At 46.2% G+C, this 22238-nt stretch carries 22 protein-coding genes; 11 read left to right on the top strand and 11 right to left on the bottom strand.

What is annotated here, in order from left to right:
* Window positions 1–37: 37 nt before the first annotated feature.
* Window positions 38–286, bottom strand: coding sequence for a hypothetical protein (locus KI655_RS15845; RefSeq protein ID WP_150868385.1), 249 nt, complete (start codon window positions 284–286; stop codon window positions 38–40).
* A 23-nt stretch (window positions 287–309) separates the two neighbouring features.
* Window positions 310–1179: a GyrI-like domain-containing protein gene (locus KI655_RS15840; protein WP_150868383.1), complete on the bottom strand. Its 870-nt coding sequence runs from the start codon at window positions 1177–1179 to the stop codon at window positions 310–312.
* A gap of 116 nt (window positions 1180–1295) precedes the next feature.
* Here KI655_RS15840 and KI655_RS15835 point away from each other — a divergent pair, with 116 nt between their 5' ends.
* Both KI655_RS15835 and KI655_RS15830 read left to right on the top strand, forming a co-directional pair.
* A complete protein-coding gene (locus KI655_RS15835; protein ID WP_150868381.1) occupies window positions 1296–2447 on the top strand; it encodes a PLP-dependent aminotransferase family protein in 1152 nt (383 codons plus the stop codon).
* A gap of 105 nt (window positions 2448–2552) precedes the next feature.
* Window positions 2553–2810 (top strand): DUF2999 family protein, encoded by a 258-nt coding sequence (locus tag KI655_RS15830; protein WP_032553574.1) that lies wholly within the window; start codon window positions 2553–2555, stop codon window positions 2808–2810.
* Between the two features lie 85 nt (window positions 2811–2895).
* On the opposite strand, the gene KI655_RS15825 is transcribed toward KI655_RS15830, so the two are convergent.
* From KI655_RS15825 to KI655_RS15810, 4 genes are all read right to left on the bottom strand, one after another.
* Entirely contained in the window at window positions 2896–3924 is a 1029-nt protein-coding gene (locus KI655_RS15825) for a hypothetical protein (RefSeq protein WP_285407004.1), read from the bottom strand.
* Window positions 3925–4153: 229 nt separating this feature from the next.
* Window positions 4154–5095 carry a LysR family transcriptional regulator gene (locus tag KI655_RS15820; RefSeq protein ID WP_285407001.1) on the bottom strand — a complete coding sequence of 314 codons (942 nt, stop codon included), beginning with the start codon at window positions 5093–5095 and terminating at the stop codon, window positions 4154–4156.
* A gap of 234 nt (window positions 5096–5329) precedes the next feature.
* Window positions 5330–6802, bottom strand: coding sequence for a methyl-accepting chemotaxis protein (locus KI655_RS15815; RefSeq protein WP_285406999.1), 1473 nt, complete (start codon window positions 6800–6802; stop codon window positions 5330–5332).
* A gap of 4 nt (window positions 6803–6806) precedes the next feature.
* Entirely contained in the window at window positions 6807–7661 is an 855-nt protein-coding gene (locus tag KI655_RS15810) for an ABC transporter substrate-binding protein (RefSeq protein ID WP_285407230.1), read from the bottom strand.
* A gap of 379 nt (window positions 7662–8040) precedes the next feature.
* On the opposite strand from KI655_RS15810, the gene KI655_RS15805 reads away from it, so the two are divergent.
* The 4 genes from KI655_RS15805 to KI655_RS15790 all read left to right on the top strand — a co-directional run bounded on the left by KI655_RS15805 (window position 8041) and on the right by KI655_RS15790 (window position 11393).
* Entirely contained in the window at window positions 8041–9024 is a 984-nt protein-coding gene (locus tag KI655_RS15805; protein WP_285406997.1) for a rhodanese-related sulfurtransferase, read from the top strand.
* 133 nt (window positions 9025–9157) lie between these two features.
* Entirely contained in the window at window positions 9158–9421 is a 264-nt protein-coding gene (locus KI655_RS15800; protein WP_285406995.1) for a YdcH family protein, read from the top strand.
* Between the two features lie 88 nt (window positions 9422–9509).
* On the top strand, window positions 9510–9980 hold the full coding sequence (locus KI655_RS15795) for a GNAT family N-acetyltransferase (RefSeq protein ID WP_285406994.1): 471 nt from the start codon (window positions 9510–9512) through the stop codon (window positions 9978–9980).
* A gap of 258 nt (window positions 9981–10238) precedes the next feature.
* Entirely contained in the window at window positions 10239–11393 is a 1155-nt protein-coding gene (locus KI655_RS15790) for a GGDEF domain-containing protein (RefSeq protein WP_306416367.1), read from the top strand.
* Here KI655_RS15790 and KI655_RS15785 read toward each other — a convergent pair.
* A complete protein-coding gene (locus KI655_RS15785; RefSeq protein WP_285352971.1) occupies window positions 11390–11671 on the bottom strand; it encodes a hypothetical protein in 282 nt (93 codons plus the stop codon). The genes KI655_RS15790 and KI655_RS15785 overlap by 4 nt on opposite strands.
* A 294-nt stretch (window positions 11672–11965) precedes the next feature.
* Between KI655_RS15785 and KI655_RS15780 the strand changes: the two genes are divergently transcribed.
* Entirely contained in the window at window positions 11966–12820 is an 855-nt protein-coding gene (locus KI655_RS15780) for a pirin family protein (protein WP_285406991.1), read from the top strand.
* Between the two features lie 410 nt (window positions 12821–13230).
* On the opposite strand, the gene KI655_RS15775 is transcribed toward KI655_RS15780, so the two are convergent.
* The gene (locus KI655_RS15775; RefSeq protein WP_285406988.1) at window positions 13231–13512 is read right to left on the bottom strand and encodes a pyrimidine/purine nucleoside phosphorylase; all 282 of its coding nucleotides are present in this window, start codon (window positions 13510–13512) and stop codon (window positions 13231–13233) included.
* 303 nt (window positions 13513–13815) lie between these two features.
* On the opposite strand from KI655_RS15775, the gene KI655_RS15770 reads away from it, so the two are divergent.
* Together KI655_RS15770 and KI655_RS15765 are read left to right on the top strand one after the other, a co-directional pair.
* Complete coding sequence (locus KI655_RS15770) at window positions 13816–14280, top strand: DUF2850 domain-containing protein (RefSeq protein ID WP_285406986.1); 465 nt, start codon at window positions 13816–13818, stop codon at window positions 14278–14280.
* A 373-nt stretch (window positions 14281–14653) separates the two neighbouring features.
* Window positions 14654–17194, top strand: coding sequence for a glycosyl hydrolase family 18 protein (locus tag KI655_RS15765; RefSeq protein ID WP_285406983.1), 2541 nt, complete (start codon window positions 14654–14656; stop codon window positions 17192–17194).
* Window positions 17195–17336: 142 nt separating this feature from the next.
* Here KI655_RS15765 and KI655_RS15760 read toward each other — a convergent pair whose 3' ends face one another.
* Together KI655_RS15760 and KI655_RS15755 are read right to left on the bottom strand one after the other, a co-directional pair.
* Entirely contained in the window at window positions 17337–18182 is an 846-nt protein-coding gene (locus tag KI655_RS15760) for an alpha/beta hydrolase (protein WP_285406980.1), read from the bottom strand.
* Between the two features lie 214 nt (window positions 18183–18396).
* Entirely contained in the window at window positions 18397–18990 is a 594-nt protein-coding gene (locus KI655_RS15755; RefSeq protein WP_285406978.1) for a TetR/AcrR family transcriptional regulator, read from the bottom strand.
* A gap of 198 nt (window positions 18991–19188) precedes the next feature.
* Between KI655_RS15755 and KI655_RS15750 the strand changes: the two genes are divergently transcribed.
* Window positions 19189–20145: an AEC family transporter gene (locus KI655_RS15750; RefSeq protein WP_285406975.1), complete on the top strand. Its 957-nt coding sequence runs from the start codon at window positions 19189–19191 to the stop codon at window positions 20143–20145.
* 124 nt (window positions 20146–20269) lie between these two features.
* Window positions 20270–21310, top strand: a complete 1041-nt coding sequence (locus tag KI655_RS15745; RefSeq protein WP_285406973.1) for an acyltransferase — start codon at window positions 20270–20272, stop codon at window positions 21308–21310.
* A gap of 79 nt (window positions 21311–21389) precedes the next feature.
* Here the strand turns inward: KI655_RS15745 and KI655_RS15740 are convergent, their stop codons facing one another.
* A complete protein-coding gene (locus KI655_RS15740) occupies window positions 21390–22214 on the bottom strand; it encodes an AraC family transcriptional regulator (protein ID WP_285406971.1) in 825 nt (274 codons plus the stop codon).
* Window positions 22215–22238: the final 24 nt, after the last annotated feature.

The following is a 22238-nucleotide window of genomic DNA, read 5'->3' as shown; positions in this document are numbered from 1 at the left end:
CGGAGTGTGGCCTTTTTTATACCTGTAACTTGGACGATCACAGTTGTTCAGCGAGATCTGCAAGCGCCTTCGCATCTAACGCTTCTGCCTGAGCACCTTGGGCAATCAAATCAATCACCTTGTAGTCACTCATATCACCAAACTCCGTTTTCAGGTAGTCACGAAACGCCTTCTCATTCGGCCATTTACCACGGACTACGTAACCCTCATCTGGGTCAAAATCCTCTGTTTCAAAAAATGAAAAGTCGGTGCTGCCGATGTTGTGGCAGTAGAGAACAAGATACATCGCGTTTCCTTAACGAATTGAAATTAGTAAAAACTGACAGGGAGATAGAAGTCCAACTCAAAAGCTTCTTCACTGTTGAGAAAGTGGTTTTGATGATAGTGAACATATGCCGGTGTCGAACGCTGCTTGAAGCCTGAACTTGGCAACCACTGCTCTAGAACCTGACTAATCTGGGGCAACAGTTCACCATAAATACCAGTAAGACGAAACACCGCATGCAAGCCACCCGGTATCACCATCTGATTAACCACACTGCGATATTTAATCGGCTCATCAATCGCAATACAGGCAACATAACGACATTGGTCCATTTCAACCCACGCTGGGTTTGAGTGATGCAAACCAAATTGGCGACTAAAATCGCGCTCTTCAGCATTTGCCCACGCTTTTAAGATAAGCCAAGCATTACGTATCGAACGATTGTAACCAGTATGCCTCACATAAGCAGCCAAACGCGGTGCCACCTCCATGATCTTAGGAGCAGGCAGTTCCCTTTGTGCGACACGATGGTAACCCGCCGCAATCTCAGCATCTTTAAGGTACGGCTTTTCTGCCGTCTGTAAATCGTGTTTTCTCCACTCCCCCGGCGCCATATGAAAGGTCGCCTTAAATGCGCGGCTGAACGATGAGAGCGAGCTAAAACCACACTTATTGGCTATCTCGGCAACGGATGACCCTGTATCAAACATCAATTGATTCGCCGCATACTCCATTCGGGTACGGCGGATGTATTGATGAATCGACTCTCCCACCACACTTTTGAAGATTCGGTGAAAATGCTGCTCTGAATAAGCGGCGACTTCAGCTAACTCTTTAGCGGGCAAATCTTTACTGATGTCTTGATGAATGTAGAAGAGCACATCATTGATTCTGGATATGTGTTGGCGTGACATTCTTTAAATAGCATAAATGGACATATTTAAGAGCATAAATGGACACATCGATTTTTTCAATGCCATGTAATATCACTGGATAAACAAAAAAAGCAGACACAACGAGATAACTACACATGGAAATCGCAAAATCATTACAACAAATCCAGTCTTCCTATATTCGCGAAATTCTTGCCGCCGCGAGCGACAAAAACGTCATCTCGTTGGCCGGCGGTCTGCCAGATGAACAAACATTTCCGATTGAGCTGATGAAGCCGACCCTAGAAAACTTAGCGAACATGCCAGAAGTGTTTCAATACGGTTCAACCGCAGGTTACGGCCCGCTGATCGATCATCTTAGCGATACCTACCAATTGCCAGAATCACACACTGCGATGATCTGTACAGGCTCACAGCAAGGTTTAGATTTGATCGCTCGTGCTTATGTTGATCCGGGCGATACGGTTGTAATGGAAGCGCCAAGCTACCTAGGTGCAATGCAGGTATTCGGTTTAGTACAAGCGAACATTGTGACTGTTTCTCAAACTGAGTTCGGACCAAACCTAGACGAGCTCGAAACCTGCTTCAAACAACAAGCACCGAAAATGTTCTACGCGGTACCGGATTTCCATAACCCAACGGGCGTATGCTGGACTCTAGAGAGCCGCCAACAAGTCGCTGCGCTTTGTGAACAATACAACGTCGCTTTCATTGAAGACGCACCTTATCGTGAACTGCGTTTTACCGGCTCTGAGCTGCCACTTGTATCGTCGTTCTGCCCAGATCACTCAATCGTACTGCGTTCATTCTCTAAGATTGCTTCTCCAGGTCTGCGTATCGGCGCGGTAACCGGCAAACGCAGCTACCTTGAACCACTTATCAAGGTTAAACAAGGCGCTGACCTACACTCAAGCGTTCCAATGCAAGCGCTTCTGCTTGGTCTTCTTAAGCACCAAGATTTTGGCCTGCACATGGAGAACATCCGCAACCTATACAAATCTCGCTACGAGGTGCTGTTCTCTGAACTAGAGCAGAAGCTGCCTCAAGGTTGTGTATTGAAACCTGTTGATGGTGGCATGTTCATTTGGGTTGAGATTCCAGAGTGCGATACGTTTGAACTGGCGAAGAGCCTACTTGGTAACGGCGTTGCGGTTGTACCAAGCCCTGTGTTCTACCCAGATGCAAATGGTGCCAAAGCGGCATTGCGCCTTAACTTCACTAATGCAAATCCAGATGAACTGCGAGAAGCAGTGTCTCGCTTAGCAGAAGGCTTAGCGGCGATTAGCTAACTTCTAGAAGAGTTGATGACGATTGGGGCGATTGCTGTTTCATCCTAATGGCAGCCAGTGCTAAAATGCCCCCAAATTAACAGTCGCTAGTTTAAAGGTAAGGTAATGAACCCAATTATTGCGCTATTAAAAGAGAACAACATCGGTGATGAGCAGATCAACAGCATTTTCAAAACGTTGACTGAAAACCCGCTAGCTGCAATGGCAACCATTAGCCAGCTTGGCTTGCCTCAAGAGAAGCTACAACTTCTTATGGGCCAAGTAATGCAAAACCCTGCACTTATCAAAGAAGCAGTAGAAGAGCTTGGCCTAGACTTCTCAAAAGTAGAAGCAGCAAAAGAGCAGCTAAACAAACAAGGCTAATTTGGCTTTAACCCAATACAAAACGCGCCCAACAGGTTATTACGTAACTTATTGGGCGCGTTTTTTGTTGCTGTCGATTCACTCTCTATTGAGTCATCACAGCAGAGATGATTGGGTCTTTATCTGCTTCCATCACTTTTGGATTCACCCCATAGTGACGCGACGTGAAGGTATAATCTTGTCCTTGGGTATCGATGTTGTTTTTCGCCGTTTCACCACAGTTGAAAGAGACGGTAATCGTACCATCCTCGTTCTTGTCCCAGGTGTGAGAGTTGATGTTACGCACACCTTCCATCAGATACTTGTCGCCATCATAAGCCGTAATCGAGGTGAAGAACTTGTTTTCTGGATCTTCGAAGGTGGTGGTGTAACACACATCGGCCTTCATCTTCGGACTGTTCGAATATTTATTACCTACAAACGCCTCTGGACTTGCGCCACCCCAACCCGCTGCATTTTCCAAGTTCCATTGGTGCAGATCCGACACCTTGTCTGACGTTCTTGGGAAGGTGTAGGTAAAGTTACTGGTATCGTTGACCTCTTTGGTAAATGCCTGTACCCAAGCTTCTACCTCATCATAATCATACGGCTGCGTTTTATAGTCTGTAGCAAAATTGAACTGAGAGGAGTTCACTTTATCCAGTGATGCCTTGGCGGCTTCAATGCCATTTTCTGTACCTGAACGGTAAAGAAGAAACGCATACTCAGACTCTACCGGCAGTTGGTAGCTGCCATCTTCAACGACGTAGTGTTGGCCGTGACCACGCTCAGTGACAACTTGCACCGCCATGTAGTTATCTGTCTCTGGAATAGAAAACGTCACCTTTCCATCAACACGCTTTACGATTGCTACCCCGTAGAGGGTGTCATCGTTCATTTGCACGGTAGGAGCGGCTTTTCCGCGTGGTGGTAAGCCGTGCATTTTAACGAATTTTTCAGTCGCACCTTTGCTCGCCCAGTTGCGGTAGTTACGAGCAGTTTCTGCGTGAGTGAAATTTTCCGCTGTCACTTCGATAGCGTTCGGTTGTGAAGCCAACACTGGAGTCGACATCAACAGGCCTGCAATAACAACACCTGAAACGTGAGCGATTGGAGATCGTTTAATAGCTTTCATAATGCTTCTCTCTTAGAGTCGAACTTACCTAGCCAAATCCATTCTCTTCGCTAACGATAAGTCATCAAGGTTAACTGTTCAGCTCGCGGCGAGGGTCTGTGTGGCAAGACTCTGGCTTCCAGTGCGGCTAACAACTTGATACCTACTTTAACGAACCGAACTCATTACTAGAAATGATTAATAATTATCTAAGAAATGCACCAAGTGCATATCACTCGTTCCGCCCTTTCTAAGACAACTCTTTTTGCGTAGATAGAATTAGAGCTTTCAACCACTGGTGAGGCGCACTATTTAACGTGCGCTTGTGCTCTATCAGGTAGATGTTAATGCTTAACTCAGGCTCCTGTCTCATCGCCAAAACAGGCACCAACTGTTCATGTAAATGGGCAGAGGTTAACAGTTTATCGGAAGACACCATCACGGTATCGGTGTTTTGCATCACTTCAACTAAGGAGTTCACCTGACCACTCTGAAAGGCAACATCCCTCTGCTTTCCATGCTTAACTAAGTACTTATCGATCGGGTTGACCAAATCAAATGGAGAGCGGATATCTAGGCTCATATCGACAAAGCGGTAACGCAGACAGTCATCCAGTGTCACCTCTTTTTGCTGCGCCAATGGGTGGTTTCGTGATACATAAAAAACCGGATAAGTGGTCGCAATGCGCTGAGAGGGGAATTCAGTTTGATTCTCTGGCTGGTCAACATGAATCGAGAAATCCACATCTCTTGTCGCCAATTGCTGGGTCGGGTCTTTCGCAACTGGGAACTCCATAAGGCTCGCTTTTGGAGCGTGCTCTTTGAGTGCTGTAATTAAAGGGATACACACAAAACCACTCATCAATGGCGGCAGGGAAATCGCAAAAGTCTGGTCGCACTCTTGTGGCGTAAAGGCCGACTTGGCGATCAAACTCTGCATGTTCCTGAGCAGTTCTTCCAAGGGCTCTTGCAGCTCTAACGCTTTTTGGGTTGGCACTAAGCCGTTAGATTCTCGGTAGAACAATGGATCATCAAACAGCTCTCGCAACCGCCCCAAAGTTCGGCTCATCGCAGGTTGTGAAAGATAAAGGGTTTGCGCTGCACGTGTCACATTGCGCTCTTTAATTAACACACTCAACGAGACCAATAGATTCAAATCGAGACGAGAAAGTTGCTGCTCTAGGGTTACCATCAACATGCACCTAAGTTATATCATAAAACCAGTATTATACGTTTTGATCAGAAAATCATCTTAGTTAGACAATAATGGCGACACGAATCCGAGCCGAACGCGATAAATAGAGAGCAATGCAATAAGTAGAGGCTAACGCAATAGATAAAAAGTAAGGCAATAGATAGAGATCAATGGCAATAAAAAAGCCCCACCGAAGTGGAGCTCATGATTAAAACGAAGTAAAGCTAAAAGTTAATACTTAAATCGAGCAATCTGACTCGACAGCTCTTCAGTATGACCCAAGATATCTTCGGCCAGTGATTGTAGGTTGCCGTTGACCGTTTGCATCTGGCTTGCACTCGCATCAAGTAGGTTCATGTCATCTGCGACGGTAGAGCTAACGTTTGATTGCTCTTCACACGCTGACGCTACTGAATCCACCATCTCGTTGATTGATGAGACCGAGCTAATAATACTGGTTAGCGCTTCTTGGATTTCATCTGAGCTCTCTTTGGTCTTTTCTACCAGCTTCTTCGACTTCTGAGTGGCGTCAAAAGAGGCCGATGTTTCAGTCTGTAGACGCTCGATAATAGTCTCAATCTCGTTGGTAGATTCATGCGTTTTCGATGCCAAGGCACGAACCTCATCAGCTACCACGGCAAAGCCACGTCCACTTTCTCCAGCACGTGCCGCTTCAATCGCTGCGTTCAATGCCAACAAGTTAGTCTGCTCTGCAATCGCTTTGATCACCTCAATAACGCGACCAATGTCATCACTGCTCACTTTGAGCGAGTTAGCACAATCCGCCGCGCCCTCTAAACTCTCAACCAACTCATCAATATTTTTCGCATTCACTTCGATGGTTTGACCGCTACGATGGCTCAATTGCAGTGCGTCGTTCGATTGATGCAAAGTATTTTCCGTGTGCGAGGCAATCTCTTTCGTCGCAATGTTGAACTGTTCAATCTTGCTCAGGCTTTCATGAGTCAGGCCTGACTGTTGCGTCGTCTGTACATTCATCTCATCACGCAGCTTGGCAATTGCATGACCATTGCCTGTTAGGTGTTGAGTAGTCTTTGCGGTATCCACAATAATGCTCTGAACCGTCGCAACGAACTGGTTAAATGCGCCAGCCAGCTCAGTCACTTCATCGTCACCTTTCTCTTCCACCCTTGACGTCAGATCACCGCCACCCGCCGCAATGTCATTCATGTTGTCTGACATCTGCTTGATTGGCGCAACCACTTTGCGGTCAAGCACCAATGAAATAAGCAGCAGGTTAATCGCAAAGACACTGAACATAATAAGTGACGAGACCTTCATCGCACTCGCTAGCTCATCACGCGCAGCTTGTTGGTTAAAACCGATTTCCACCTGTCCAACTGGTAGGTTATCCCATGTAATGGTCAGAGAAGATAAGGTTTCGACCGGCAACGAGTTAACACTCGCTAATGCCTTACCGTTTTGGTCTAGAACTGAAATCGACGCGATCGAGTTCTTTTGTGCATAGGCATCAATGATATTTTGCACCAAGGGTTTGTCATACACGTACACAGGTTCTTGCAAGATAACCTCAAGCTCCGAGACCACCTCTGAAGCATTTTGCTGCGCCTTAGACTCTGCGGCATTCTTACTAATAAAGTACTGCGCTGGCAGTGCTACCGCAGCCACCAACACCATGACCACAGCGATCATCAGTACCATTTTCTTTGTCAGTTTATTCATGTGATTACTTCCGATTCGCTAATGGATCAAAATAGTATTTTTCAGGTATCGCCTGAGTTTGTTGTGTCAGGTAAGGGTTATCGAGGTCGATAATGACGCGCTCTTCCAACTTGGCAAGCGACAGCGCCATCTTTACTTCTTTATCAGCAAAGAACATCTGCTCATAGGTACCATCCTCGAAAATGTCATTGATGATGCCAAGAAGGTGCTGCTGAAGTTCGCTGTCCCCTTTCTTCACAAAGAACATGTAAGGCATTCGGTAGCGCAGCATAATGTGAGTATCGACCGCCATTGGTAGATGCGGCTGCGACTCCACTTCAGCGAAAGGTTCCATTACACCGCGAGCGAAGAAGTGGCAACGATTGCCTGCCAGCATCATTTCGAAGATGTTAGGGTACTTAAGTGACTTCGCTGTTTTGACGTTATTGGCATCGATGATGAAGGTATCCGGCCAAGTTTTACCTGAACAGATAGTAAATTTTTGCAGATCAGAAAGGTTCTGAACTCCGGCAAGCAGGTTGTGATCGTTTTGATGGATCAACCCAATTCGCATACCAAGCATGCCCCTAAAAATCGGGAAATATACCGGGTCAAAGCGTTGCTCCATATCGATACTGGTCGCTGTCCAGATCACGTCCAACTTGCCAGATTCCAAGTCAGCCATCACCCTTGAACCTGCAGGTTCACCTGTCTTCGCATAAACATATTCTATGCTGTCGAAGCGGTCTGAGCGTGCAACCACTTCTTTAATTAGTGTTAAATGCAGCTTTTGGTCGTCTGGCTTACCCGCTACTTTCAATGGCTGAGCAAACAGTGGCGCAGCCGCCATGCTCGCGATCAAAGCCATCACTTTAATCATCTTCACATCCGTTCCCCATCGTCGTTGATGCTGTACCCTATTATCCCGGTAACGGAATGACAAACTGTAACTAAAATGATTTGATATGAGACATAGATAACGCTTTGTAGGGGTGATTTTTCATGATCGTCATCAAGATGAAAAAATCGACAGTTTTGGTTTCTCCTGATTCAGCTTTGGATCTGTTTTTCGATTCACTTCAGAGCGTTAGACAGCACGTCCTAAGACCACACTCAAAGCAGTGCTATATAGCCCTAACTTTGGTTGGTTTTTGTCCCCAACAAGCTTAGCTATACTCACGCCGAAAACTATTTATAAATCCCTCACTGACAAGTGAGATTGCTCTGGAATTACGCTCCAGCTCGCGAAAGGAAAAATCATGTCTCAATATGTTGTATGCGCTCTCTACAAGTTTGTCGCACTGGATGATTACCAAGATATCCGCCAACCACTTACTCAACTGCTCCTCGACAATCAAATCCGTGGCACTTTGTTGCTTGCTCAAGAAGGCATCAACGGTACTGTGGCAGGTTCGCGTGAGTCTATCGACGCTCTGCTTGCTTGGTTCAAGCTTGATGAGCGCCTAGCAGATGTTGTCTATAAAGAGTCGTTCAACGAGCAACAGCCGTTCAACCGCACTAAAGTTAAGCTCAAGAAAGAGATCGTGACCATGGGTGTTGAGGGCATTGACCCTCGCCATGTTGTGGGCACATATGTGAAACCAAAAGACTGGAATGAACTGATCTCAGATCCTGATGTAGTACTGGTCGATACTCGTAACGACTACGAAGTCGATATCGGCACCTTCAAAAACGCAGTGAACCCAAACACAGAAACTTTCCGTGAGTTCCCACAATACGTTGAGGACAACTTAGATCCTGCTAAACACAAAAAGGTAGCGATGTTCTGTACGGGTGGTATTCGTTGTGAAAAGTCGACGGCTTACATGAAAGAGCAAGGCTTCGAAGAGGTGTACCACCTTGAAGGCGGCATCCTAAAATACCTTGAGGAAGTGCCTGAAGAAGAGAGCATGTGGGAAGGTGACTGCTACTTGTTCGATGGTCGTGTTGCGGTTAACCACCAGCTAGAAAAGAGTGGCTACGACGTGTGTAACGCGTGTCGCTTACCAATCACTGAAGAAGACAAGCAGTCTGCTGACTTCGAAAAAGGTGTAAGCTGCCCTAAGTGTATCGACAAACACACAGAAGAACAGAAGCAACGCTTTAGAGAGCGTGAAAAGCAGGTACAGCTTTCTGCTGCTCGCGGTGAAACTCACGTCGGTGGTGATGCTGCACAGCTGATCGAACAAAGAAAACAGCAAAAACTTGAAAAGAAAGCTCAACAGCGAGCGAACAATAAATAATTGTTATTTTTGAGATAGATAGGGCACTTTTGGTGCCCTTTTTTATTGCTTTCGAGCTTTGCGTTCAGTGACACATTTCTTTAATGGTTATGCTTCTATACTGGTAAGCAAATACATTAATGAGGACACTAGAATGCTCAATGAAAACCACGCTTTTATCCTAGACTTCCCAGAGTTCAAACTCGATATCGTTCAGCTTAACCACGACGACCCGAAGTTCAAAAATAACATGCAGAAATACCACGAACTCGACTACACCATTCGCGAACTTGAAGTTTCGGGTAGCCCAATCGATGACGACAACATGCACAATCTGAAAGTGGAACGCATGGAACTGAAAGACACACTTTACAAGCAGCTATCTCGCCACCACCATCTTGCTGAAGAATCCAAATAACAAGAAACCGAATTCAAGTCACAGCAACACATAGGTTCACAGATACATAGATACATAGATACATAGATACAGGGACGTTCTTTCAACAATGAGACAAGGTGTCGAATCACTTCCATTACGCTACTCCCCCATTCTTCCTTCAGAAGCCGAGACGCAGTTTTCGGTGATAAAAGAGGCGCTTTATTCCCATGTTGAAGCCGTCTTTGGATGGGATGATGAATTTCAGAGGCAGCGGATAAACAATGACTATCAACCGGACTGGTTTTATTGGATACACGACCAAGATGAGCGAGTCGGATTAGTCTGCTACAAACCTTACCAGCAAGCCTATCACGTGCATTTGTTGATCGTATTCCCGCAATACCAAAATCGAAAGCTAGGGTATCGAGTAATGAGAGATATCCAAGCACTCGCCCTCAAAGAAGAACGCGGAACCATCACCCTTTCAAGCTTTAGACGCAATCAGCAAGCGATCGCTTTCTATCAGAGGTTGGGCTATCAGATAACCGATGACAGCGAAGCGGACTTTGTCAGCCTAGCGCTTCGTGTCATCGAATAAAGCGAAATAAAGGCCGCTTGCTACTTAATCCCATGCTTATTGGACAAGCTTAGGTTACGACGTGAAGAACAACAGCCCGTATATTATTGAGTGAACAAATGCTTATTGTTTGATTTATTTATATGAAACTTAGAGACTAATCACACAATTAGTTGTTATTTGTATCATTTATTGGAGCAATTTAACCTAATATTAAGGGCATTAATTCTCACTACGGCATTTAAAATGAACAAGTTGGTCGGAAGACACCTAGAAGAGATGGCCGATATTCGTTCGACTCGAAAACAAAAGATCGTCTACTCCTTTTCGCTCACCTCTACAGCCTTGTTTGTTTTTTACACTTGGGCCTACTACCAAGATGGCTATTACACCCTCGCCGTTTTTGAGCTGATGTTCGCCGTTATTGCCGTTATCAACGCGATATATATCAAAAAAGTACAAGAACCCCATTACTGTGAAATTCTGCTGAGTTGTGTGTTGCTTGTGCAAGGCGTGGTACTGTTTTTGTACAGTGGCACAATCCCCGATCGCGTTTTATGGCTCTACCCTATTCTTGCCGCAGTGATCTTTATTAATGAGTTCAGGATAGGGCTGATTCTCAGCACAACTTTCTTAATCTTTATCAGCTGCTTAATGGCGATACTACCCGCCAAATTCGCGCTGCCATTTAACAGTACTCATCGCTTTTCTCTTAGCTTGGTGACCATGAGTGCCGTGTGTCATGTCTCCTCATACTATTACACCAAGGCTGTCAGCTACATTCAGCGCCTATACCAAGAAGGGATTGAAGATCTGGCTTACCGTGACCAATTGACTGGGCTTGCTAATCGATGGAGCTTTGAACGTTGGGCAATAGAGAAACTCAATACCATCAACCCGAACAACAGCGTTACCGCCTTAGTCTTCTTAGATATTGATAACTTTAAAACCATCAATGACAGCTTTGGACACGATGTTGGCGATAGCGTGTTGCAGCACTTTGCACAACGTCTGAAAAATAACGTTCGCAACAAAGACAGAACCACCCACAACCACGACTATTCGATTGCCCGTTTTGCTGGCGATGAGTTTGTATTAATGCTTTATGATGTGCGAAGTAAGAAAGATCTAGATGGTATTTTACAGAGAATCAGCGGGTTATTTGAAAACGAAAACCTAACTAACAACCAAGTGGGCACCCTCACTTTGAGTATTGGTGTAGCGATGTATCCAACCGATGCCACAGACCTTGCCGAACTGACACGCTGTGCAGACAAAGCGATGTATTTTGCCAAGCATTCCGGCAAGAATCGTTTTGCTTACTACCAAGATGATCTCACGACGCCATTAATTGAAGATGTGAACCGAATAGAACCACAACCAAGTGAATCAATGCCAAGCAATGTGACAGCTTTGCATCAACAATCAAGCTAACCTGCCATGTACATGGCCCATAAACTGACCAGCCCAATGATCACAATCCAAACAACCTGACGCTGTTTGCTCGGGCTCATTTTCTTTGGTTTGAGAACGGGTTTAAACACCGTCTTTCTCGCCGATTCAAAGAAAGGGCGGTCTAACTCCTCTTTCTTCTTTCGACGGCGAAATGCCGCATTCGCGACTTCGGTAAAACGGTGACGTTGGTCTGTTGTAAAATCATGCTCGAAACCAACTCGGCCGCTTCTATCGTTGTGTTTAGATTGCACAGCCATCGTCGCCTCCTTGGCTAGAGTTTTCCTTATTGTAAGTATAGTCAGTAATTGCGAACTTTCTGATATTCAACCTTATGATTATCACCAAAGCTCATTGCTACCCACTATTTAACTTCTTTACGCCATCATGCTAGACAAGGATCAAACGGCCTCATTGTCGGAAAATCGCGGGTTCAAAGAGTGCGTTTTGGTTCATCTTTCACTTGTTCGAAATTTTCAAACAAGCCTGTCAGTTTTGCACTCTGTTGGTAAAAGCGCTTCCTCCCTAGACTAAGGGTATTCAAATAGCGGGAGATGACGACAATGGAACATCGACGTATTACACAGATTATCAATGCTCAAGCAACGTCTGACGGAGACGGCGTGAAAATTCAACGTATTGCTGGGTTTAATAACGCACGCTTCTCTCCATTTTTGATGGTGGATGAGCTGAAGTCAGATCAAAGCAAAGACTATGTTGGCGGCTTCCCACCGCACCCTCATCGTGGCATCGAGACTTTAACTTACATGCTTCAAGGTCACTTCCAACACAAGGATCATATGGGCAATGTGGGTGAGCTTCGTAGTGGCGGTGCTCAATGGATGGCAGCAGGCCGAGGTGTAATTCACAGTGAAATGCCAATGATGGAAGAGGGGCAGTTGCACGGTTTTCAGATTTGGATTAACCAACCAGCGCGCAACAAGATGCAACCCGCTCAATACCACGACTTTCAGAGTGAGACCCTCAAAGAGTTTTCAAGCTCAAGCACAGGTTTATTGCGCCTGATTGCTGGAAAAACAGAGGTGAATGGCACTGAGCTTATTGGCCCGCTGCAAACGACTGGGGTGCCATTGAGTGTAGCCGACTGGAGAGCAGAGCAAGGTCAGAGTATTGAACTGACAACAGATAAAAACCACAACGCACTAATTTACGTCTATCGTGGTGGTATTGAGGTGGCTGGACAAGCACTGACTGAGGGGCAATTTGCGCTGCTTAGTCAGGCTGAGATGATTGCAATGAACGCGGTTCAGACAGCTGGCGCACTGATCTTCTCAGGTCAACCTATCGATGAGCCTGTCGTGCACTATGGTCCTTTTGTGATGAACAGCATGGAAGAGATAGAACAGACCATCCATGACTTTAACAATGGTGTCTTTGAGACCTACTAAGAATTTTGCCTTCTTACTAGGGCGTGTTGATCTTTCGAGTTTGTTTTTGCAGCGAGTTGCTGGGTATTTATACAAGGCAGAGGCTTTGATGTGTAGCTAGCCTACATGAGAAGCCGATAACGCAGTAGAAATGACCAGCAAACGCTGCCCGAAGGGTTCGGCTAAAAGCGTTTTACTCTTTGTTGAGGGAGATTTGCTTAGAATGACTAGGCTACTTCTCCCTCGCCGCGATTAAAACGCTTTTATCTCGAACAAAATTCAACCACGAAAGGTCAACACGCCCTAGAAGGCAGCTAAAACGTGACGTTATCCACTGCCAAGAATATCGTTCACTGATTTGCCACGCTCAACCGAGCGTGGCGTTTTTCTTTCTGCGAGCCTATATTGCTCTATGTAAGCATCGAACGTGCTTATAGGTATTCACAAAGGTACGCAGTCGCCTCTGCCACCTGCACATCAAATGAAGAGTCACCCGCAACTTCAAATGAGTCGCCAGACTTAAATGTAGACCAATCTTCTTCGCCCACACGTTTAATCGTTAGTGCACCCTTTACTACGGTCATTCTTTCTGGGGCCGCAGTTCCAAACGTGTACTCACCCGCTTGCATCACACCTACACTGACGTCTTCTCCCTCTTGAGAAAAACCAAGAGATTTAACGCCACCATCGAAATAGGTATTTTCTTTAATCATTGTACTTCCTTGTCTTTATTCAGAACGGCGTGAGCTTATAACCTGTCTCATCACCAAATTTACGTGCCTGATTGTTTTAACTAATTCACCGGTTTCCTACAAGCAATTAATCGTCATAAGTTAGTGCTTTTGAGTGTTCCATCAACTCACTGAAATCACTTCATACCCAACACAATTAACGCTTTAACTCTTGCGTTGGCTTGTGGAATGTCGATCCTGCTTCTAACTTTGACAAGTTTCATTGCAATGTAGGTTATCAATAAATAGAATTGCTGATTCAAATGGAAGGAAACAGCTGTAAAAATGGGACAAAAAGAATCGAAAAACAGAGATCTATTGACTCAAGCGCTGTTTTACCTACTTCTATTGATCGGACTTATTGCAGCAGTCTATGCCAGTTATACCGCCTATCAAACTCATCAGAAATTTGTCGATCCAAGTAATGTCTACGGCAAGTGGATTGAGGTGGGGGCACCACCTTATGATACTGATGTACTCTCCCTCTCTGAGCAAGGGGTGGTAATGAACCATCGCTTAATCAGCACCAACTTTAAGTTCAATGGCAAAACCATCACCATAAAGACCGGTTCAGGGGAAACGGTGTATGCGATAAGTGGTACCTTCAATTCACCTCAATTGAAACGTCTAGTACCCGAAATTCCAACACAACAGTTTGTGAAAGAAGGCTATGAGCATACGGCTATCCCTTTAAACAGCAGCGCCGTGCAGCAAAGAAGAGCCTCTTTAGCAGAGCAATTCAGTAAATAACTCATTCAATTCTTTGAAATCTTTGTGATTACTGGCTTTCAAAAACACCACACCTATTCCATTTTTCAACATAAAAACATGCAACTTCAAAATATTGCATCACGTCATGTCGTAAAAACTCACCTATGAGACTTTTCCACTAGCGGCAATAATTTTATAAAACATGGACTCGACCTCTCACCCGCTGCGCAACAACTTTGTAACAAATTGTGATTTTTTCGTTGTCCATCGAAAACGGATTTATTTTCACTTATGAAATTAAAACTCTTTCGAATACTGAATTCGATGCCTCACCTAAGAGGCTGACATGGAGACGCTGTCGGTTTCATCAACCGCAGTGCGCTTCAAACACATTCAAGGAGTGAGAGAAAATATGATTCGTTTAAACACGTGTGCGACCGGTATAGCACTAGCGCTATCTGGCACCGCACTGGCCGCACCTACCGCACCAAGCATTGATATGTATGGTTCCAATAACCTGCAGTTCTCTAAGATTGAACTTGCGATGGAGACAACCTCTGGCTACAACGACATGGTTAAATACCACGACAAAGCCAAGATCGCGGTTAAGTTTAACCAATGGAGTGGCACCTCTGGCGACACTTACAACATCTACTTTGATGGCGTAAAAGTGGCGACAGGCGCGATCACTGGCAGTCAAACCACCGCGTCATTTGAATACGGCCAAGGTGGCTTGTATCAGATGGAAATTGAGGCTTGTGATGCCACAGGATGTAGCAAAAGTGCACCAGCACAAATCACCATTGCCGATACCGATGGTTCTCACCTTGCTCCACTCGCTATGAACATCGACCCAAACAATAAGACTTACAACACTGATCCTAATACGGTAGTGGGTACTTACTTTGTTGAATGGGGCATTTATGGTCGAGACTATACTGTCGACAACATACCTGCTGATAATCTGACCCACATCCTTTACGGCTTTATCCCAATCTGTGGTCCGAATGAATCAGTGAAATCCGTCGGCGGCAACAGCTACAACGCCTTAATGACCGCCTGTAATGGCGTGAATGATTATGAGGTGGTTATCCACGACCCATGGGCTGCATTCCAGAAAAGCTTTAACCAAGCTGGCCATGAATACAGCACACCGATCAAGGGTAACTACGCCATGATGATGGCGTTGAAGCAACGTAACCCAGACCTGAAGATCATCCCATCGATTGGAGGCTGGACTCTTTCTGACCCTTTCTTTGACTTTACCACTAAAGCCAACCGCGACACCTTTGTCACTTCTGTGAAAAAGTTCTTAAATACATGGAAGTTTTACGACGGCGTTGATATTGACTGGGAATTCCCAGGTGGCGGCGGTGCTGCGCCTGAACTAGGCGATCCGGTCAACGATGGCCCAGCTTACATCGCGTTAATGGCTGAACTGCGTGCAATGTTGGATGAGCTTGAAGCCGAAACAGGTAGAACGTACGAACTTACCTCAGCAATTGGCGTAGGCTATGACAAGATTGAAGATGTGAACTATGGCGAAGCCATTCAGTACATGGATTACATCTTCGCAATGACCTACGACTTCTACGGTGGCTGGAACAATGTGCTTGGTCACCAAACGGCGCTTAACTGTGGCAATTTCATGCGCCCAGGCCAGTGTGATGGTTCTGGTATTGATGAGAATGGAGAACCGTACAATGGACCTGCTTACACTACAGACAACGGCATTCAATTGCTGCTTGCCCAAGGTGTTCCTGCGAACAAATTAGTGGTCGGTACCGCGATGTATGGCCGCGGCTGGGAAGGCGTTCTTCCATCGACTCTGAGCGATCCGAGTGACCCAATGACTGGCGTCGGCAACGGTAAGCTTAAGGGCAGCACCGCACAGGGTGTTTGGGAAGATGGCGTGATAGACTACAAAGGCATTAAAGCCAATATGTTAGGCGAGAACAATCAGGGCATTAATGGCTTTGAGTATGGCTATGATGAAATGGCTGAGGCGCCTTATGTATGGAATCGTACCTCAGGTCAGTTGATTACGTTCGATGATGACCGTTCAGTCAAAGCAAAAGGGGCATACGTTCGTAGCCTTGGCTTGGCGGGTCTGTTCTCTTGGGAAATTGACGCCGATAACGGTGACATCCTAAATGCGATGCATGAAGGCTTAGCAGGCGGTACGACCGATCCTGTTAACCGTAAGCCAACGGCGTCTGCAGGTGCGGATATCACAGTAGAAGGCCCTGCATCTGTCACTCTTGATGGCAGCGCTTCCAAAGACAGTGATGGCACGATTGCGAGCTACGCTTGGACGCAAACGAGCGGAACTGCAGTAGCACTGACGAATGCTAATGCGGCGGTTGCAAGCTTTGATGTAGTCGAAGTCGCGCAAACGGAAACGCTCACCTTTAGCCTAACCGTGACAGACAACGAAGGTGCAACTTCGACAGATTCAGTGGTGGTAACGGTAACCGCGAAAGATACAGGCCCAGTCAACACAGCTCCGGTCGCTTCGATATCAGCACCTGCTGAAGTGAATGCTGGTGATGTCGTGGTGGTGGATGCTTCAGGCTCAACGGATGCGGACAACAATACCTTGACCTTTACTTGGGACGTACCTGCTGGACTGGATGCAACAGTTCAAGGTGCATCGGTCAGTTTTGTAGCAGCTGAGTACACTCAAGATACGCTACTGAACTTCTCGGTTACAGTCAGTGATGGAACCGAAACGTCTGTGGCTTCCGCTTCGGTGAAGGTTCTTAAGACAAGTACTGGCGGCGGCACGTGTAGTAATGCTTGGGATGCAAACACCATCTACAATGGCGGCGACCAAGTAACTCAAGGCAATACGCTTTGGGAAGCGAAATGGTGGACGAAAGGAGACGATCCATCACAGTCTGGTCAATGGGGTGTTTGGAAAGAAGTTGGCCCAGCGAGCTGTGCTAACTAAGATCATTTAAAACTCAAGTTCAGCTAAAACCTAGGCTCAATTAAAACCCAAGCCTAGTTAAAACCAAAGGCCAATCTCATCGTAGATTGGCCTTCTTCGTATTCAACATTGATTCAAAGCGACATCATTAAATCATGCATCATTAAATCAGAGCGTCAAAGCTCTCAAAGACTTGCGGGCACTTCATCACTCGACCATGTCCTTGACCTTGCGTGGTCACCAAAGTCACACGATCCATTTCATTCGCTGCACGCTCAGAGACCGAGTACTTAGTGAACTTGTCTTTCTCGTCATGCACGATAATAGTTTGTGACTCGCGGTTCGCTAACTTGCCGTATGGATCCACCGATTGAATTGGGTAGTTAAACTGCTCTTCAACCTCACCCACCACCGCTTCAAACAGTTTCATTGAGTAACCTGAACGAGCCACGCTGCCAAAGAGATTTTCTAGGTAATCGAGCACTGGCGCAATCAGCAACAGCGGTTTGTTCTCAAGTTTCGCGTGCTTACACTCCAAAGCCGATGCCGTGCCCATGCTGTGCCCAACCAAACCAGCGACATCGTCCACACTGTCTAAAATGGCTTCTAGTCCATCAACAAACGCAGGAATATGACCATACACGCCGTCGCTACCACCATGAGCAGGGTGGTCATAAGCCAGAGCGGTAAAGCCTTTCGCCGCAATATGCTCCATTAATGGGAAGAACTGACTCGCGGTACCTGACCAGCCATGACTCAAAACCCAAACCGGCCCTGTGCCCAACGTATAGGTTTTTAGCACTCCATCGCGGATAGCGACTTCACCTTTGATCAGCCCTTGTGGCTCGGTGTTTTTCGGCTCTGAACGCACTGGCGTAAGCAGTAACTTACGCGCGGTTTTCTTTGCGTGGCTTGGGGCGAGAATGTAGTGCAAGTTCGTCGTCGCACCGATCAGGCTTCTCTTAAAGCTGAATTTCGTTGAAGTGTTGAAATAAATTTTGTCACTCATGACCGTTCCTTTTGTCCACTCCAACATTGGGTGGCTTGTTTGCTCAGCCGAAAAAGAACGACCGTGCTATTTATAGTTAGACTCACGCTTGATAAGCATAAGTCATTGTTATTTTGTTATTTTGTTATTTTGTTATTTTCTTACGTGTGCTCTATTTCTTAAAAGTGCAGCATTTCTCACAAGTACAACATTGCTACACATGCTGTCGACAGTGCTATTGTTGTTTCCAGCTCGATATTAGGCGCTCCACACCACTCCAGAAGTGGCGATGGCTTGCCTCTTGACCATGCAAAGAGTAAAAAAGGTTCGCACTGAGATAGAGTCCATACAGCTCAAAAACCGCCTGCTTGGGGTCGAGGTCTTGGCGAAACTCTTTGGCCTCCACAGCCTTTGCTATTTGAATGGTGAGATAATCAATCCAGACCGAAATCGACTTCTGCAACGCTTGTTGGATCACCGAGGTCTCTTTCTGGTGATCTTTCCATGCATCAATAAACATGCAACTGCCTTGAAATGAATGATTCCAACCCAGCCAACTATCAAGCAGGTACTTCAACTTGGCTTCAATGGCTTGATCACTCAGCTCACGCGCAGGAGCTATCACTCGCTCGGTGAAAATCGCATTGGAGTACTCCACCACAGAAAGCTGTAAGTTCTCTTTCGAGTTAAAGTGTGCAAAGAGTCCACTCTTCGACATACCACACTGCTTTGCCAGCTCACCAATGGTAAGGCTTTCTAGGCCATTCTCACTCGCCAATGCAAAAGCATGACTCAAAATATACTCTTTAGTAATTTTTCCTTTGCTCATCATTCACCACAGAAAACTGAGATACTCTATTTTTAGCACGTTCGTTCTTTTTTGCAAATAATCTTACCGCTTCAACAAAATTTGATTTCTTTAGCGACAACTATTGTGGAAAAATGCGACAGTATTCAATGCGTTTTGTCTTACCGTCTCTGTGTACTGCACTCATAACCTTAATCGCCACCTCTGCAAGGACTGCATATGACCTCTCTTTGGCAACAATTTGCGTTTTCCGCTTCAATCACCGGGCCTATCTGTTTGATGTTGGTGTTGGGCGTGATGTTAAAGCGCATTGGATTAATCAACGAGAACTTCATTGATGTCGCGTCTAAAGTGGTTTTTCAGGTCACCCTTCCGGCGATGCTATTTTTAAGCATTGTGCAATCGAATCATGACTTTGCCGCCAGCGGAAAACTGGTTGTCTTTGGCGTACTTTCAAACTTCCTGTTTTTTGTCTTCACCATGCTCTCGACCCGATTCACTTTTTCATCGCCGAAGGATAAAGGCGTCATCGTACAGGGTGGATTTAGAGCCAATACCGCGATCATTGGACTTGCCTACGTCGCCAATATCTATGGTAACGACGGCGTTGCACTGGCGGCGATCTATGTTGCTTCGTTAACCGTGCTCTACAACATACAAGCGGTGGTTGCTCTGACACCAAAAGGCCAAGAATCCGGTCAAAAAGCGGTGCAGGTCATCGTGAAAACACTCACCAAAAACCCTCTAATCATTGCCATCTCACTTGGGGTCGTGTTCTATGCACTCTCAATTCCTGTACCTAAAATGGTCTCGGACGCTGGGCAGTACTTCGCCAATATGACGCTGCCATTAGCACTGTTATGTACTGGTGGCTCTCTCGATATTCGTTCCCTCAAGAAAGACCAAGCCCCAACTTGGTTTGCTACTGGATATAAGCTGATTCTTGCGCCACTGATCATCACCATAGGTGCGCTGTTCTTTGGATTCTCTGGCCAAGATCTTGGGTTGATATTCTTGATGAGCGCAGCACCTACCGCAGCGGCAAGCTATGTGATGGCTCGTGCGATGGGCGGGAACTCGACCCTAGCAGCAAACATTATCGCGGTCACGACGGTAATGTCGCTCATCACCTGTACATTGGGGATTTTCATTCTCAAAGCCACCAGCTTGATCTAGCTGCGAGTAACTTCAAATATTTGATATTTTGCGCCTCAATAATCGCCCGATACTTTGATTTAAAACTAGGGCGTTCGATATAAACACTGATAACTTTTGTAAAATTTTCACTTAGAGACCTGTTATGTCTAGCGCTCATCCACAACCATCGACACACATTGCCAGCCTTGAGCTGGGTCGTGTGGTGGCTATCTTGGCGATCATCGGCCTTCACTGCCAAATGGTCCTTTCTTACGCCTTAATTAACGATGTACCTTGGGTAGGTTACGCCCTCAACCAAGCGGCTCGATTTGCTGTACCACTATTTTTTCTGATCTCGGGCTTCCTGATTCAACCCAAGCTGGTTAATTCACCTTGGAATACATTAGTGCGCTACTCCAAGCCTCTACTTAAAGTCTGGTTGGCTTGGAGCATCATTAGCTTACTGATGCCGTTCAATCTCGGTAAAGTAATGGAAGTTGGTTACCTAGCAGAGCGCGAGGGCTACTGGGGCTTTCTAATGTCGACACCGCTGAACAGCTTATTCGAAGGTGGGTTGGTCCATTTATGGTTCATCCCAGCACTCGTTTGTGCCGTCGCCATTCTCGCGCTACTCATCGAAATGAAGCTAACCAAAGCGATTTTACCTTTGGCTCTGGTGTTATACCTGTATGGGGTTTTAGCAGGGAGTTACGCACCTCTGACTGAATTGGAAGCGCCAATTTTTACTCGAAATGGCCCTTTCTTTAGCACGCTTCTGGTTGCCATTGGCTTTATGATTCGCCAAAACAACTGGCGACTGTCTTCGAGCCAGTCTCTAATGATGGCAGGATTAGGCATGGCGATTCACTTTGCCGAAGCGGCTTGGTTGATGGGATTTGATGTCGCATTCAATATCAATGATTTCTTAGCGGGCACGGCGCTATGGGGCACTGGCGTATTTATGTGGTTATTAGCCAACCCTAGCCTTGGAGACACGGCTTGGGTACGCGCAATTTCCAGCCGTATGCTCGGTATTTATGTCAGCCATCTACTGCTAATTATTGTGATGTTCAATATCTGCGGCATGCTTGGCATTACAGGATTTGCCAAAGATGCGCTCACCTACAGCATGACGATTGCTCTCAGCTTTGGCTTAGTCGTTGCCATTGAAAAAAGTCCGCTTAGCCGTGTGCTACTTCGCTAGATCCTCTTACATTTAATATCGAATTTACCCGCTCATCGTGTGCTTTTCACTGAGCGGGCATATCTCAAAAGACCTTCGCTTACTCTTCAGTCTCTTTCAGCCATCTACGTGGCGACACGCCCGATACATGCTGAAATGCCCGAGAAAACCCAGAGTAGCTGTGATAACCGACCTCATCGGCCACCCAGTTGATCGGCTTATTTTGCAATAGGAGTGATTGAGCCACTGAAATCCGCCACTTCTGCACATAATCTCCCGGGGTCTCCCCCACTTCTCGCTTAAACGCCTCAACAAACTGTGTCCGAGACATGGCGGCCAGAGAGGCCATGTCAGCGACTGAGAAATGCTTAGCAGGTAACTGATGAACGGCGTTAACAACGGTAGCAAGACGAGGATGTGCTAGCGCAGAAAATACACCTTTATCGATTTTCTGCGCTTCGATTAAGTGACGAAAGATTAAAGCCATCAAGGCATCACTCAACTTATCCATTAAGTACTGCTGACCAGAAGCTGTCTGGTGCGACTCTCGAAATAGAGTCTCGATAACCGACAATAGATTGGGTTCGTCCTCAAAAGGAATTACGATCACTTCGGGCAAAGCTGACAACAGTGGATTAGCTCGCCCAGCGCGGTACGCCACATTTGCACACACCAACTCTGCTCCCTCGCCCACCCCTTCAATCACATGAGGCGAGCTGTGAGGCAAATAGACAATGCAAGGCTGCGTGATGGTTCTTTCGCCACTGTATTTGCTTGAGAGCTTGAGCTGCCCCGAATTCAACACATGTAAATGCCCTTCCGTGCCCTGTTGCGCGTTAAATGAAGACACACCACACAACTGCCCAGAATAGAAAACACCTGTGCGTATCGAGAAATGTTCCATCAATTGAGAAAGCAGATCCATGTTCCCTCCGAACGATTCGCTTAC

Source organism: Vibrio sp. D404a, from assembly GCF_030248535.1.
Classification (GTDB): domain Bacteria; phylum Pseudomonadota; class Gammaproteobacteria; order Enterobacterales; family Vibrionaceae; genus Vibrio.
This window is presented reverse-complemented; position numbering and strand designations above follow the sequence as displayed.